This window comes from Achromobacter sp. Marseille-Q4962 (assembly GCF_943737005.1).
In the GTDB taxonomy this organism is placed as follows: Bacteria; Pseudomonadota; Gammaproteobacteria; order Burkholderiales; family Burkholderiaceae_B; genus Achromobacter.
The window spans coordinates 352600-366669 of sequence record NZ_CALSFU010000001.1; the positions used below are offsets into that span (position 1 = coordinate 352600).

Consider the following 14070-nt stretch of genomic DNA (forward strand, 5'->3'; position numbering starts at 1 on the left):
ACATGTTCTATCGCGAAAACGGCCAGTTCAAGACCAGCTACCGCGCCGACCAGCAGATCTTCCCCATCCGCCAGGACCGCGTGTTCGTGTGGGCGCTGCTGGCCGTGGCCTTCATCGTCGTGCCCGCGCTGGCCAGCGACTATCTGCTGCGCGCCATTCTCATCCCGTTCCTCATCCTGTCGCTGGCGGCGGTGGGACTGAACATCCTGGTGGGCTACTGCGGCCAGATCTCGCTGGGCACCGGCGCCTTCATGGCGGTGGGCGCCTATGCGGCGTGGAACTTCGGCGTGCGCTTCCCGGGCATGCCGCTGCTGCTGCAGATCCTGCTGGGCGGCTGCTTCGCCACGCTGGTGGGCGTGGTGTTCGGCATTCCCAGCCTGCGCATCCGCGGCCTGTACCTGGCCGTGGCCACGCTGGCCGCGCAGTTCTTCGTGGACTGGGCCTTCCTGCGTATCCCCTTCTTCACCAACTACTCGCCCTCGGGCAGCGTCTCGGTGCCGCCGCTCACGGTCTTCGGCGTGCCGGTGCAGAGCTCCACGGAGAAGTACCTGTTCGTGCTCGCCTTCGTCGCCGTGTTCAGCCTGCTGGCCAAGAACCTCGTGCGCGGCGCGATCGGACGCCAGTGGATGGCGATCCGCGACATGGACGTGGCCGCTTCGGTCATCGGCATCCGGCCCATGTACGCCAAGCTCACGGCCTTCGCGGTCAGCTCGTTCATCGTGGGCGTGGCGGGCGCGCTCTGGGGCTACATCCACCTGGGTTCGTGGGAGCCCCTGGCCTTCGACCTGGCGCGTTCGTTCCAGCTGCTCTTCATGGTCATCATCGGCGGGCTGGGGTCCATCATCGGCAGCTTCTTCGGCGCGGCGTTCATCGTGCTGGTGCCGGTGGCGCTGACCAACGTGCCGCATATGCTGGGCCTGTCGCTGTCGGTGGACACGGCGGCGCACGTGGAACACATGGTGTTCGGCGCGCTCATCGTGTTCTTCCTCATCGCCGAGCCGCACGGACTGGCGCGGCTGTGGAGCATAGGCAAGGAGAAGCTGAGGATCTGGCCGTTCCCGCACTGATGTTGCCCCCGAAAGCGCCCGCGGCGCCGGACCCCGCAGTGCCGCGAATGCAGGCAGCGCAGGAAGTGGAAGAGCAGGAGACACAAGCAAAACGTTGGGTCCGTATCGATCATTGCCGGCCGTGGCGGCACGACCTCGCGGCTCGGCATCCTGAATACCCGGCTACAGACCGGGCCAATCCCGGTGTCCCAGGGCGCGCTGCCCTTACACCACGCAGGAGGTAAATGGAGATGAAGCGTCTGAACCTGAAATTGGCGGCAGCCCTGGTCGCCGCAGCCGGCGCGGCCGGCGCCGTGTCCGCGCCGGCGATGGCGGACGAGCAGTTCGTTCCGCTCTTGGTGTACCGCACCGGCTCGTTCGCGCCGCTGGGCATACCCTGGGCCGACGGCAAACTCGACTACCTGAAGCTGGTCAACGAGCGCGACGGCGGCGTGAACGGCGTCAAGATCACTTACGAGGAATGCGAGACGGCCTATGCCACCGACCGCGGCGTGGAGTGCTACGAGCGGCTGAAGGGCAAGGGCACGGGCGCCTCGGGTTTCGACACGCAGTCCACCGGCATCACGTTCGCCGTGAGCGACAAGGCCATGGTCGACAAGGTGCCGGTGGAGACCATGGGCTACGGCCTGTCGCAATCGGTGGACGGCAGCGTGTTCGAATGGAACTTCCCGCTGCTGGGCACCTACTGGACCGCGGCCGACGTGATGATCCAGGACATCGCCAGGAAAGAAGGCGGCATGGACAAGCTCAAGGGCAAGAAGATCGCCCTGGTCTACCACGACTCCCCGTATGGCAAGGAGCCCATTCCGCTCCTGCAGAAGCGCGCCGCCAAGGAAGGCTTCGAGCTGCTGCTGTATCCGGTGACGGCGCCCGGCGTGGAGCAGAAATCCACCTGGCTGCAAATCCGCCAGCAGCGGCCCGCCTACGTGCTGCTGTGGAGCGCCGGCATCATGACGCCCACCGCCATCCGCGAGGCCCAGGCCAGCGGTTACCCGCGCGACAAGATGTACGCCATCTGGTGGGCCGGCTCCGAGGGCGACGTGAAAGACCTGGGCCAGGTCGCCAAGGGCTACAACGCCATCACCATCCACAACAGCGGCGCCGAGCACGACAAGGTGTACGACGACCTGAAGAAGTACGTCTACGACAAGGGCCAGGGCTCGGACAAGTCCGGCAATACGACCCTGGGCACCATCGCGCATACGCGCGGCATGATGATCTCCATGCTGCAGGTGGAAGCCATCCGCACCGCGCAGGAGAAGTTCGGCAAGGGCAAGGCCATGACGCCGGAACAGGTGCGCTGGGGCTTCGAGAACCTGAATCTCACCCAGGAGCGCCTGGACCAGCTCGGGTTCGGCCACATCATGCGGCCGGTGAAGACAAGCTGCGCCAATCACATGGGCGACGACTGGGCGCGCATCGTGCAGTGGGACGGCGCCAAGTTCAAGGTGGTGTCCGACTGGTACCAGGCCGACAAGAGCCTGCTGGAGCCGATGGTGAAGGAAGCCGCGGCGAAGTACGCCAAGGAGAAGAACATCACGCCCCGAGGATGCAACTGACCCCCGCAGCGCCTGCGGCGCCTCCCCACAGGGGTGCCGCAGCTTTCGTATGAACCGGCGGCCGGCGACCCGGCGGCCGGCCGCCACCACGCAGCAGGAACGATCATGACCGCAGCCACTACCGCCCACGATGCCGCCGCGCACGCCCCCAGGGTGCTGCTCGACGTGAACGGCATCGAGGTGATCTACAACCACGTCATCCTGGTGCTCAAGGGCGTGTCCCTGCAGGTGCCGGAAGGCCGCATCGTGGCCCTGCTGGGGGCCAACGGCGCGGGCAAGACCACTACCCTGCGCGCCATCTCCAACCTGCTCAAGGGCGAGCGCGGCGACGTGACCAAGGGGTATATCCAGTACCGCGACCAGCGCATCGAAAAGCTGTCGCCCGCCGAACTGGTCAAGCGCGGCGTGGTCCAGGTCATGGAGGGCCGGCATTGCTTCGCCCACCTCACCATCGAAGAGAATCTGCTCACCGGGGCCTATACGCGCAGCATGAGCCGCGCGGAGACGGCGGCCGCGCTCGACCGGGTGTACCAGTACTTTCCGCGCCTCAAGCAGCGGCGCGCCAGCCAGGCCGGCTACACCTCGGGCGGCGAGCAGCAGATGACCGCCATCGGCCGCGCGCTGATGGCCAACCCGAACATGATCCTGCTGGACGAGCCCTCCATGGGCCTGGCGCCGCAGATCGTGGAAGAGATTTTCGAGATCGTGCGCGACCTCAACCAACGCGAGCGCGTCAGCTTCCTGCTGGCCGAGCAGAACACCAACATCGCCCTGCGCTATGCCGACTACGGCTACATCCTGGAAAACGGCCGCGTGATGATGGACGGCGAGGCGTCGGACCTGGCGCGCAACGAGGACGTGAAGGAGTTCTACCTCGGCATTTCCAGCGGCGAGCGCAAGAGCTTCCGCGACCACAAGTTCTACCGCCGCCGCAAGCGGTGGCTGGCCTGAATCGGCAACGACACCGCACAACGGCACACGAGAGGGTGCGATCCCATGTCCGAGTTTTTCGATGTACTGGAAACGCGAGCGCCCGAGGCGCGCGAGCGAGACCTGATGGCCGCCCTGCCCGGCGCCATCGCCCGAGCCATCGCCCGTGCGCCGGCCATCGCGAACCAGCTGCGCGGCGTCGATCCGGCGTCGGTGACCTCGCGCGAGGCGCTGGCGCGCCTGCCGGTGCTGCGCAAACATGAGCTGCTCGAGCGGCAGCAGGAAAGCCGCGCCGACGCCGGCGCGCCCGCCGGCCCGGCCAAGGCCTTCGGCGGCTTTTCGGCCATCGGCTGGGGCGAGGCCCTGCGGGTGTTCGCTTCGCCCGGCCCCATCTACGAACCCGAAAGCGCGCGCAGCGACTACTGGCGCTTTGCCCGCGCGCTCTATGCCGCCGGTTTCCGCCCGGGCGAGCTGACCTACAACTGCTTTTCCTATCACTTCACCCCGGCGGGCTCCATGATGGAAACCGCGGCCCATGCGGTAGGCTGCACCGTGTTTCCCGGCGGCACGGGCCAGACCGAACAGCAGGTGCGGGCCATCGCCGACCTCGCGCCCAGCGGCTACACCGGCACGCCCAGCTTCCTGAAGATCATCCTGGAAAAGGCCGACGAACTGGGCGTGAAACTCGATTCCCTGCGCCGCGCCCTCGTGTCCGGCGAGGCCTTTCCGCCGTCGCTGCGGGAATGGCTGGCCGCGCGCGGCATCGACGGCTACCAGGCCTACGGCAGCGCCGACCTGGGCATGATCGCCTTCGAAACCTCGGCGCGCGAAGGGCTGGTGCTGGGCGAAGACATCATCGTGGAAATCGTGCGCCCCGGCACCGGCGAACCCGTGCCCGACGGCGAAGTCGGCGAGGTCGTGGTGACCACGCTCAACCCCGATTACCCGCTGGTGCGTTTCGGCACGGGCGATCTCTCCGCCGTGCTGCCGGGCGTCTCGCCGTGCGGCCGCACCAATACCCGCATCAAGGGCTGGATGGGCCGCGCCGACCAGACCACCAAGGTGCGGGGCCTGTTCGTGCATCCCTCGCAGGTGGCAGACGTGGTGCGCCGGCACCCCGAAATCCGCCGGGCCCGGCTGGTCGTGAGCGGCGGCATGGGATCGGACCGCATGGTGCTGAAAGTGGAATCGGACGTGCGCGACGCCGCGCTGGGCCAGCGCATCGCCGAGTCCGTGCGCGACGTGACCAAGCTGCGCGCCGACATCGAATGGGCCGACGACGGCGCCCTGCCGAACGACGGCAAGGTCATCGACGACGTGCGCAGCTACGATTGAGGCCGCCGGCGCGCGCGGCCCGTTTCAGTTGCCCAGCGGGTGCGCCAGCCACTCGCGGCCCTTGAGCATGCCGTTCCAGTAGACCCACGGCAGCAGCCTGGCCTTGAGCAGCCAGGCGCTGCGGCGCGGCACGGTGGGATCCAGCGGGAAGGTGGGCAGCAGCCTGCCGCCATAGCCGAACTCGGCCAGCACCACGCGGCCGCGCTCCACCGTGAGAGGGCACGAGCCGTAGCCGTCATAGCGCACCGGCATGGGCCGCCCCTCGCGCAGCGCAATGAGGTTCTCGGCCACGGTCACGATCTGCTTGCGCGCCGCCGCGGCCGTCTTGGCATTGCTGGCGCTGATGGCGTCGCCCGCGCCGAACACGTTGGCATAGCGCGGATGCTGCAAGGTGGCCGGGTCCACTTCGCACCAGCCCGCCGCGCCGGCCAGCGGGCTGTCGCGCAGGAAATCGTGCGGCAACTGCGGCGGCACGGCGTGCAGCATGTCGAAGGCGCGCTCCTCGCGGCGCACATTGCCGTCGGCGTCCTTCACGTCGAACCACGCCTTGCGCGCGCCGCCGTCCACCGCCGCCAGGTTGGAGTTGAACCGCAGGGCCGCGCCATAGCGCTCCACGTAGCGCATGAGGGGCGGCACGAACGTCGGCACCCCGAAAAGCGCCGCGCCGGCCAGATCGAACTCCACCTGGATGCGGTCCAGCACGCCGCCGCGACGCCAGTGGTCGCAGGCCAGGTACATGGCTTTCTGCGGCGCGCCCGCGCACTTGATGGGCATGGCGGGCTGGGTGAAGAGTGCACGGCCCGATTCGAGGCCGCGCACCAGCTCCCAGGTATAGGGCGCGAGTTCGTAGCGGTAGTTGGACGTGACGCCGTTGCGGCCCAGCGTGGCGTCCAGACCCTCGACTTTCTCCCAGGCCAGACGCAGGCCGGGGCAGACGATGAGCTGACGGTAGCCCAGCGCGCCGCCGTCGGCCAGCCGCAGGCGGTTGCGCTCCGGCTCGAAACCGGCCGCGGCGGCGCGCACCCAGACGGCGCGCCGGGGAATCACATCGGCCATGGGGCGCACGGTGCGCGTCACGTCGAAGGCCCCGCCGCCCACCAGGGTCCAGGCCGGCTGGTAGTAATGCCTGTCGCTGGGCTCGACCACGGCAATGCGCAGGTCCGGGCGGCGGCGCAGCAGGCTGGCCGTCACGCCGATGCCCGCCGAGCCGCCGCCCACCACCACGATGTCGAAGTCGCCTTGCGCGCCGCGCGCCGTTGCATCCTTGCTCATGTTGCTGTCTCCTCTGGCCCGAAGGGCGTGTCAGCCCGCCCCGGACGGCCTTTCATGTTCCTGGTTTGCGATGTTCGATGAGCGAAAACAGGCCCATGCCGGCCGCCATGGCCGCCACGAAGACCAGGGCCTGGGGCACGCCGGCCGCCGCGGCCACCAGGGCCGGGCCGGGACAGAATCCCGCCAGCCCCCATCCGGCGCCGAAAGCCAGACTGCCGGCCAGCAAGCGGAAATCGATGCGGGTCGCCGCGGGCCATTGCAGCGGTCCGCCCGCCAGGCTGGGGCCGCGCCGGCGGCGCAGCCAGCGGAAACCCAGTGCCGTCACCGCTACCGCGCCGCCCATGACGAACGCCAGCGAGGGATCCCAGGCGCCGCCCAGGTCCAGAAAGCCCAGCACCTTGGCGGGATCCGCCATGCCGGAGAGCAGCAGGCCGATGCCGAAGACCAGCCCGCACAGACACGCCGCCAGGCCCGCCATATCAGGCCCCCGTCCAGCCATGCCGCACGGCGTACACCGTGGCGAAGCCCGCCGCCATGAACACGGCGGTGGCGGCGAACGAGCGCGCCGAGCCGCGCGCCAGGCCGCATACGCCATGGCCGCTGGTGCATCCCGACGCGTAGCGCGTGCCCAGGCCGACCAGCAGGCCGGCCGCGACGAGCGTGCCCGTGCCCGCCTCCACGCGGATGGCCGGCAGGCCCGCGGCCAGGCGGTACGCCCAGGGCGAGGCCGCCAGCCCCAGCAGAAAGCCCAGGCGCCAGCCCGCGCCTCCGCGCGGCGGCAAGAGGCCGCCCACGATGCCGCTGATGCCGGCGATACGGCCCGCCCCCAGCATGAGCAGCACGGCGGCCAGGCCGATCAGCACGCCGCCGGCCAGCGCGGGCCACGGCGCGAACGCAGCCCGGTCCAGCGTCATTGCAGGGCCTCCAGCGCCCGGCCGCAGTACAGGCTGGACAGGGTTTTCATGACCTGGCTGACTTCGTAGCTGGCCATGCGGTAGTACACATACTTGCCCTGGCGGCGCGTGGCCACCAGTCCTTCGTCGCGCAGCACGCCGAGCTGCTGCGACAGGGAGGGCTGCCGGATGCCGGTCAGGGATTCCAGTTCGCTCACGTTGCGCTCGCCCTGCACGAGCTGGCACAGCAGCAGCAGGCGGTCTTCGTTGGCCAGCGCCTTGAGCAGCGTGCACGCCTGAGAGGCGGATTCGCGCAGCGCGGCGACTTCGCGCTCGGTAAGGGTGGCATTCATTTGCGGCCGGTCAATCGTTGGATGAAGTCGGATTCATTATATTGACCTATAGAATATCCAACAATATTATTTAAAAAAGTAAATTGATTGCCCCGTCCGGGGAGACATCGTGAATCCGCACATCCAGGCTTTCTTCGACCCCGCCACCGCCACCGTGACCTACGTGGTGCACGAGCCTGTGCCCGGCGGGGCCTGCGCCATCATCGACTCCGTGCTGGACTACGACCCCAAGTCCGGGCGCACCGGCACGTCCAGCGCCGACCGGGTGGCGGCCTATGTGCGCGGGCAGGGGCTGAAAACCGAGTGGCTGCTCGAAACCCATGCCCATGCCGACCACCTTTCGGCCGCGCCCTACCTGCAGCGGCGGCTGGGCGGCGTCATCGCCATCGGGCAAGATATCCGCGCCGTGCAGGGCGTTTTCAGGCAAGTGTTCAACCTGGAACCGGGCTTCGCGCTGGACGGCTCCCAGTTCGGCCATCTGTTCGCCGACGGCGAGACGTTCCGCATCGGCGCGATCGAGGCGCGGGCCATGCACGTGCCCGGCCATACGCCGGCCGACATGGCCTACCTGGTGGGCGACGCGGCCTTCGTGGGCGACACGCTCTTCATGCCCGACGTGGGCACGGCGCGCTGCGACTTCCCGGGCGGCGACGCCCATGCCCTGTACCGCTCCATCCGCCGCCTGCTGGCGCTGCCCGGCGATACGCGGCTCTTCATGTGCCACGACTACCCGCCCGAGGGCCGCGGCGCCGCATGGGAAACCACGGTCGCGGAGCAGCGCCGCGCCAACATCCACGTGCGCGACGGCGTCTCCGAAGAGGAATTCGTGGCCATGCGCACGCGGCGCGACGCCACGCTGTCCATGCCCACTCTCATCCTGCCGGCCATCCAGGTGAACATCCGCGCCGGCCACTTCCCGCCGGCCGAGGACAACGGCGTGCGCTACCTGAAGATTCCGCTGGACACGCTGTAGGAATTTCGCGCAAGATCGGCCGGTCAGACGACCGTCCGCGCGCCATGTTCGAAGAAGCCGAAGCCGACCCCTGCCTGTCCAAGGAAGAGTTCAAGCCGCTGGAAGCCCGGCTGCGCGTGGCCCTGCTCAATGCCCAGTACCAGCGGCTGCGGCAGGCCCGCAAGACGCTGCTGGTGGTGGTGGCGGGCATCGACGGGGCCGGCAAGGGCGCCACCGTCAATCTGCTCAACGAGTGGATGGACCCGCGCCACATCAAGACCCTGGCCTACGGCCCGCCCGAAGGCGAGGAACTGGAGCGGCCGCCCCTGTGGCGCTACTGGAAAGACCTGCCGCCCAAGGGCCGCACGGGCATCGTGTTCGGCTCCTGGTATGCGCCGCTGATCCGCGAAGCGGCGCGCAAGCATCCGCGCCACGACGCCATCGAGGCGCAGGCCGCCGCCATCCGCCGCTTCGAGGCCATCCTGGCCGCCGAGGGCGTGCAGATCGTGAAGCTCTGGTTCCACCTGTCGCGCCAAGCGCAGCGCGAACGCGCCGAACGGCTGCTGGCCAGCCCGGAAACCGCCTGGCAGGTCAGCCCCGCGGACCTGAAGGTCTACAAGAAATTCCACCGCATCCGCGCCGCCGGCGAGATCACGCTCAACCACACCGACAGCGGCCACGCGCCCTGGATCGTGATACCCAGCGCGGATGAGCAGATGCGTTCGGCGCGCACGGCCGAGGCGGTGCTCGCCGCGCTGCGCCAGCACGGCGTGCCGCGCATTCCCCCTTCCTTCGTGGCGCACTCCGGCCCCACGCGCGTCATCGACCGCCTCGGCCGCCTCGATTACCAGGCCCGGGAAGAAAAAGACGACTACGACTCGGAACTCGGCCTGCTCCAGGGCCGCCTGGCCGGCGCGGTGCGCTCGCGCAAGTTCCAGGACCGCTCGCTGGTGCTGGTTTTCGAAGGCCAGGATGCCGCCGGCAAGGGCGGCGCGATCCGCCGCGTCACGCACGCGCTGGACGCGCGCCAGTTCGACATCACGCCGGTTTCCGCGCCCAACAGCGACGAACTGGCGCGGCCCTACCTGTGGCGCTTCTGGCGCCAGGTGCCGCGCAAGGGCCGCATCGCCATCTTCGACCGCTCCTGGTACGGCCGGGTGCTGGTCGAGCGCGTGGAAAAGCTGACGCCCCCCGCCACCTGGCGCCGCGCCTACGCCGAGATCAACGACTTCGAGGGGCAGCTCGTGGCCAGCGGCGCGATCGTGCTGAAGTTCTGGCTGGCGATCACGCCCGACGTGCAGCTCGCGCGCTTCAAGGAACGCGAGAAATCGCCGTTCAAGCATTTCAAGATCACGCCGGACGACTGGCGCAACCGCGACAAATGGCAGGACTACGCCCGCGCCGCCAACGACATGCTGGCGCGCACCGACGTCTCGCGCGCGCCCTGGCATCTGGTGTCCGCCAACGACAAGCGGTACGCTCGTCTGCAGGTGCTGCGGCACATCGTCCAGACCCTGGAAGACCAACTCTGAATACGCCTGGAGAGCATTCCCTCATGAGTTCCCTCAGCAACGCCGACATCCGCCCTGTCGTCTCCGCCGACTTCGACGCCTGGCTTCCGCTCTGGAAAGGCTACCAGGCGTTCTATCGCGTGGACATCGACGACGCCGTCACCCGCAACACCTGGGCGCGGCTGCTCGACCCGGCCGAGCCCATGCACGCGGCCCTGGCCTACGAACGGGGCAACGCGATCGGCATGGTGCACTGGATCTACCACCGCTCCACCTGGACCGCCGGCGACTACTGTTATCTGCAAGACCTCTACGTGGCGCCCGAAACGCGCGGCGCCGGCGTGGGGCGCAAGCTCATCGAGCACGTCTATGCGCAGGCCCAGGCCGCCCACTGCGCGCGGGTGTACTGGCTGACCCACGAAACCAACGCCACCGCCATGCAGCTCTACGACCGCATCGCCGACCGTTCCGGCTTCATCCAGTACCGCAAGGTGCTTGCATGAGCGCGCGCGATCCCAACTGTCCGCTATGCCAGGAAGACGGCGGCGCGCTGCTGTGGCGCGGACCGCACCTGCGCATCGTCGAAGTGGACGACCCCGACTACCCCGGCTTCACCCGCGTCATCTGGAACGGGCACCTGGCCGAAATGACCAGCCTGTCCACCCACGGGCGCGACCTGCTGATGCGCGCCGTGTACGTGGTGGAGGAAACCCAGCAGTCGGTGCTCTCGCCCGACAAGATCAATCTGGCCTCGCTGGGCAACATGGTGCCGCATCTGCACTGGCACGTCATTCCGCGGTGGCGCGGCGACCGCCATTTTCCCGACCCGATCTGGGCGCCGGCGCGCGTGGCGGCCGGCGCCGAAAGCCCGCAATGGAAGACGCGCCAGGCCGCCACGCGCGCGCTGCTGCCGCGCTACCGCGACCGCCTGGTCGAAGCCATGAACGCCCTGCTCTGGCATTGAGGCGGGGCCGTCCCGAGGAGCCGCGCCATGAAAGCGCCCGATATCGTCGTGCAACGCGTTTATGAAGGTCTGGGACCGGAAGGCGGCTACCGTGCCCTGGTGGACCGCATGTGGCCGCGCGGCCTGAGCCGCGAGGAGCTGGGGCTGGACGTCTGGGCGCGCGACGTGGCTCCCAGCACCGAACTGCGCAAATGGTTCTGCCACAAGGTGGAGCTGTGGCCCGAATTCCGCCGGCGCTACCTCGAAGAACTCGCCGCGCCCGAAGAACAGGAACGGCTGCGGGCGCTGCTGGCCGACGCGGGCAGGCGCCCCCTGGTGCTGCTCTATGGCGCGCGCGATACCGAGCACAACCAGGCCGTGGTGCTGCGCGAGGCCCTGCAGGCCCTGGCGGACAAGCGCGCAGGGTCCGAGCCGGCGGCCAAGGCGGCAAGAACGGTGAAAGCCGCGCAGGCGGCAAAAGCGGTAAAAACCGGCAAGACGGCCAAAACCGCCAAGGCTGCCCGGTAAGCGGAGCGGCGGGCGCGCCTGTGCCAAAATCCCGCCCATGACCGCACCTGCCCAAGCATCGATGCTCCCGCCCGCCCCGGACACCCGCCTGCGTCCCGGGGCCATCGCCGCCCAGCTCGCGCGCCTGCCGGCGGCCTGGAAAGACGTTTTCGACGCCGCCCCCGTGGCGGCGGCGCTGCACGCGGTAACCGCCCATGTGGAGCGCCGCCTGGCCGAGGGCGCCGTGGTGTATCCCGCCACGCCGTTTCGCGCGCTCGACCACCTGGCGCCCGCGGAGGTGCGGGTGGTCATCCTGGGGCAGGACCCCTACCATGGGGCGGGCCAGGCGCAGGGCCTGGCGTTCTCGGTGCCGGACGGCTGCAAGCGGCCGCCCAGCCTGCGCAACATCTTCAACGAAATCGCGGCGGAGTTCCCCGAGGCGCCGCCGCCCTCGGGCAACGACCTGAGCCCCTGGGCCGAACAGGGCGTGCTGCTGCTCAACACCTCGCTCACGGTCGAGGACGGCCAGCCGGCCTCGCATGCGAAAAAGGGCTGGGAAACCGTGACCGACGCCCTCATCGCCCGGGTGGCGCGCGACCCCCGGCCCAAGGCCTTCCTGCTCTGGGGCGCGCACGCCCAGGCCAAACAGGCGTTGCTGCCGCCCCACAGCGGCCACCTGGTGCTGATGGCCAACCACCCCTCGCCCCTGTCGGCCCGCCGCCCGCCCGTGCCGTTCCTGGGCTGCGGCCACTTCCGGCGCACCAACGACTGGCTGATCGACCAAGGGAAAAACCCTATTGATTGGATCGGCGGAAAAAAATAGCTCGCCAGGCCCGGCAATCCGGGTTATGATCGCCGCACTGCACAAAAAGAGTCTGGCACCCGCCGCCATCCAGGCGGACATTCACGCAGTCATGCGGGCCCGAGCGCCCATCCGTGCCAGACGTCATCGCTTCCTGACCTCCTTTCCTTTCGCCCTGCGTTCCGAGCAGCACACGGGAACGCGCCACGCGCACGGTTGATTCGGTCGGCACGATGCTCCATCAACCGTCGCCTGGTTCCGGCAGCCCCTATCGCGGCCCGGCCCGGCACAGCGCCGCTTTTTCCGCGGCAAGGAAAGTTATGTCTTTCGAAAGCCTGGGCCTCGCGCCCGCCCTGCTCTCCGCCCTCCACGACGCCGGCTTCACGGCGCCCACCTCGGTGCAGGCCTGCGCCATTCCGCCCGCCCTGCAAGGCCATGACCTGATGGTGTCCTCGCAGACCGGCAGCGGCAAGACCGCCGCCTTCATGCTGCCCGCGCTCAACCGCATTGCCGGCATGCCGGGCAACAAGGGCGTGGGCGTGCAGGTGCTGGTGCTGACCCCCACCCGCGAACTGGCCCTGCAGGTCGCCGACGCCACGGCCGCCTACGGCCGCCACCTGCCCGGCCTGCGCACCGCCACCGTGGTGGGCGGCATGCCCTACGGCGCCCAGCTCAAGGCGCTCTCGCGCCGCGTGGACGTGCTGGTCGCCACCCCGGGCCGCCTCATCGACCACCTGAACGCCGGCCGCGTGAAACTCAATACCGTGCACACCCTGGTGCTGGACGAAGCCGACCGCATGCTCGACATGGGCTTCATCGAGGACATCGAAACCATCGTCGGCCGTCTGCCGGAAAGCCGCCAGACGCTGCTGTTCTCGGCCACGCTGGACGGCACCGTCGCCAAGCTGGCCTCGCGCATGATGCGCGAGCCGCAGCGCATCGAAATCGCCGGCCACAAGGAAAAGCACACCAACATCACCCAGAGCCTGCTCTACGCCGACGACGTCGGCCACAAGATGCAGCTCCTGGATCACGTCCTGCGCGACGCCACGCTGGACCAGGCCATCGTCTTCACCTCCACCAAGCGCGGCGCCGACGACCTGGCCGACCGCCTGGCCGACCAGGGCTTTGCCGCCGCCGCGCTGCATGGCGACATGAACCAGCGCCAGCGCACCCGCACCCTGGCCCAGCTGCAGCGCGGCCAGCTGCGCGTCCTGGTGGCCACCGACGTGGCCGCGCGCGGCATCGACGTACAGGGCATCAGCCACGCCGTGAACTTCGACCTGCCCATGCAGGCCGAAGACTACGTGCACCGCATCGGCCGCACCGGCCGCGCCGGCCGCAACGGCCTGGCGTTCACGCTGGCCACGCACGCCGAGCGCCACAAGGTGCGCCGCATCGAGCACTACATCGGCCAATCGATCACCCCCGAGGTCATCGCGGGCCTGGAGCCCAAGCGCACGCCGCGCCCGGCCGCCGGCGGCAAGCCGTTCGGCAAGGGCTACGGCCAGAAGTCCCACGGCAAGCCGCCTTACGCCAAGGGCCAGGGCAAGCCCTGGGGCCAGCGCGAAGGCTATGCCGGCGCGCGCGAGGGCGGCTTCCGCGAGGGCGGCCCCCGTGGCGAATTCAAGCCGCGCGACGACGGCTTCCAGGGCCGCCGCGAACACGGTTTCCGCGGCGATCGCGATGCGCGCCCGTCCTATGGCGACCGCCCGCAGCGCGATGCGCGCCCCTTTGCCGAGCGCGCGCCGCGTGAAGGCGGTTTCCGCGCCGAACGCGCCGGCTTCGGCGACCGTCCCCGCCGCGAGGGCGGGTTCCGGGAGGGCGGCCCGCGCGAGGGTGGATTCCGCAGCGGCCGCGAGGGCCAAGGCGGTTTTGCCGACCGCGCGCAACGCGATCCGCGTCCTTTCGCGGAGCGCACGCCGCGTGAAGGCGGCTTCCGCACC

Annotated in this window: 15 protein-coding genes; 11 read left to right on the forward strand and 4 right to left on the reverse strand. The window is 69.3% G+C overall.

Annotation, left to right across the window (positions count from 1 at the left end; translation table 11 throughout):
* Nucleotides 1-2: 2 nt before the first annotated feature.
* The 4 genes from NGJ44_RS01635 to NGJ44_RS01650 all read left to right on the forward strand — a co-directional run bounded on the left by NGJ44_RS01635 (nt 3) and on the right by NGJ44_RS01650 (nt 4891).
* Nucleotides 3-1067, forward strand: a complete 1065-nt coding sequence (locus NGJ44_RS01635; RefSeq protein ID WP_053245614.1) for a branched-chain amino acid ABC transporter permease — start codon at nt 3-5, stop codon at nt 1065-1067.
* A 224-nt stretch (nt 1068-1291) separates the two neighbouring features.
* Nucleotides 1292-2626: an ABC transporter substrate-binding protein gene (locus NGJ44_RS01640; protein ID WP_082308412.1), complete on the forward strand. Its 1335-nt coding sequence runs from the start codon at nt 1292-1294 to the stop codon at nt 2624-2626.
* Between the two features lie 105 nt (nt 2627-2731).
* Nucleotides 2732-3577 carry an ABC transporter ATP-binding protein gene (locus NGJ44_RS01645; RefSeq protein WP_053245613.1) on the forward strand — a complete coding sequence of 282 codons (846 nt, stop codon included), beginning with the start codon at nt 2732-2734 and terminating at the stop codon, nt 3575-3577.
* Between the two features lie 45 nt (nt 3578-3622).
* Complete coding sequence (locus NGJ44_RS01650) at nt 3623-4891, forward strand: phenylacetate--CoA ligase family protein (protein WP_251862902.1); 1269 nt, start codon at nt 3623-3625, stop codon at nt 4889-4891.
* Between the two features lie 24 nt (nt 4892-4915).
* Here NGJ44_RS01650 and NGJ44_RS01655 read toward each other — a convergent pair whose 3' ends face one another.
* The 4 genes from NGJ44_RS01655 to NGJ44_RS01670 are packed head-to-tail and all read right to left on the reverse strand — an operon-like array spanning nt 4916 to nt 7409.
* Nucleotides 4916-6163, reverse strand: a complete 1248-nt coding sequence (locus NGJ44_RS01655) for an NAD(P)/FAD-dependent oxidoreductase (protein ID WP_251862903.1) — start codon at nt 6161-6163, stop codon at nt 4916-4918.
* Nucleotides 6164-6215: 52 nt separating this feature from the next.
* A complete protein-coding gene (locus NGJ44_RS01660) occupies nt 6216-6641 on the reverse strand; it encodes a YeeE/YedE family protein (protein ID WP_053245622.1) in 426 nt (141 codons plus the stop codon).
* A gap of 1 nt (nt 6642) precedes the next feature.
* Nucleotides 6643-7077, reverse strand: coding sequence for a YeeE/YedE family protein (locus tag NGJ44_RS01665; protein ID WP_251862904.1), 435 nt, complete (start codon nt 7075-7077; stop codon nt 6643-6645).
* Nucleotides 7074-7409 (reverse strand): ArsR/SmtB family transcription factor, encoded by a 336-nt coding sequence (locus tag NGJ44_RS01670; protein WP_053245609.1) that lies wholly within the window; start codon nt 7407-7409, stop codon nt 7074-7076. The genes NGJ44_RS01665 and NGJ44_RS01670 overlap by 4 nt, the downstream gene beginning before the upstream one ends.
* Before the next feature lie 109 nt (nt 7410-7518).
* On the opposite strand from NGJ44_RS01670, the gene NGJ44_RS01675 reads away from it, so the two are divergent.
* The 7 genes from NGJ44_RS01675 to NGJ44_RS01705 all read left to right on the forward strand — a co-directional run.
* Nucleotides 7519-8382 carry an MBL fold metallo-hydrolase gene (locus NGJ44_RS01675; protein WP_251862905.1) on the forward strand — a complete coding sequence of 288 codons (864 nt, stop codon included), beginning with the start codon at nt 7519-7521 and terminating at the stop codon, nt 8380-8382.
* A gap of 44 nt (nt 8383-8426) precedes the next feature.
* Nucleotides 8427-9893, forward strand: coding sequence for a polyphosphate:AMP phosphotransferase (pap, locus tag NGJ44_RS01680; protein ID WP_251862906.1), 1467 nt, complete (start codon nt 8427-8429; stop codon nt 9891-9893).
* A gap of 23 nt (nt 9894-9916) precedes the next feature.
* The gene (locus NGJ44_RS01685) at nt 9917-10375 is read left to right on the forward strand and encodes a GNAT family N-acetyltransferase (protein ID WP_251862907.1); all 459 of its coding nucleotides are present in this window, start codon (nt 9917-9919) and stop codon (nt 10373-10375) included.
* Nucleotides 10372-10836: an HIT family protein gene (locus NGJ44_RS01690; RefSeq protein WP_251862908.1), complete on the forward strand. Its 465-nt coding sequence runs from the start codon at nt 10372-10374 to the stop codon at nt 10834-10836. The genes NGJ44_RS01685 and NGJ44_RS01690 overlap by 4 nt, the downstream gene beginning before the upstream one ends.
* Before the next feature lie 27 nt (nt 10837-10863).
* On the forward strand, nt 10864-11343 hold the full coding sequence (locus NGJ44_RS01695; RefSeq protein WP_502802093.1) for a DUF488 domain-containing protein: 480 nt from the start codon (nt 10864-10866) through the stop codon (nt 11341-11343).
* A gap of 61 nt (nt 11344-11404) precedes the next feature.
* Nucleotides 11405-12145 (forward strand): uracil-DNA glycosylase, encoded by a 741-nt coding sequence (locus tag NGJ44_RS01700; RefSeq protein ID WP_251862909.1) that lies wholly within the window; start codon nt 11405-11407, stop codon nt 12143-12145.
* Nucleotides 12146-12444: 299 nt separating this feature from the next.
* A partial coding sequence (locus NGJ44_RS01705; RefSeq protein WP_251862910.1) for a DEAD/DEAH box helicase occupies nt 12445-14070 on the forward strand: 1626 nt, incomplete at its 3' end.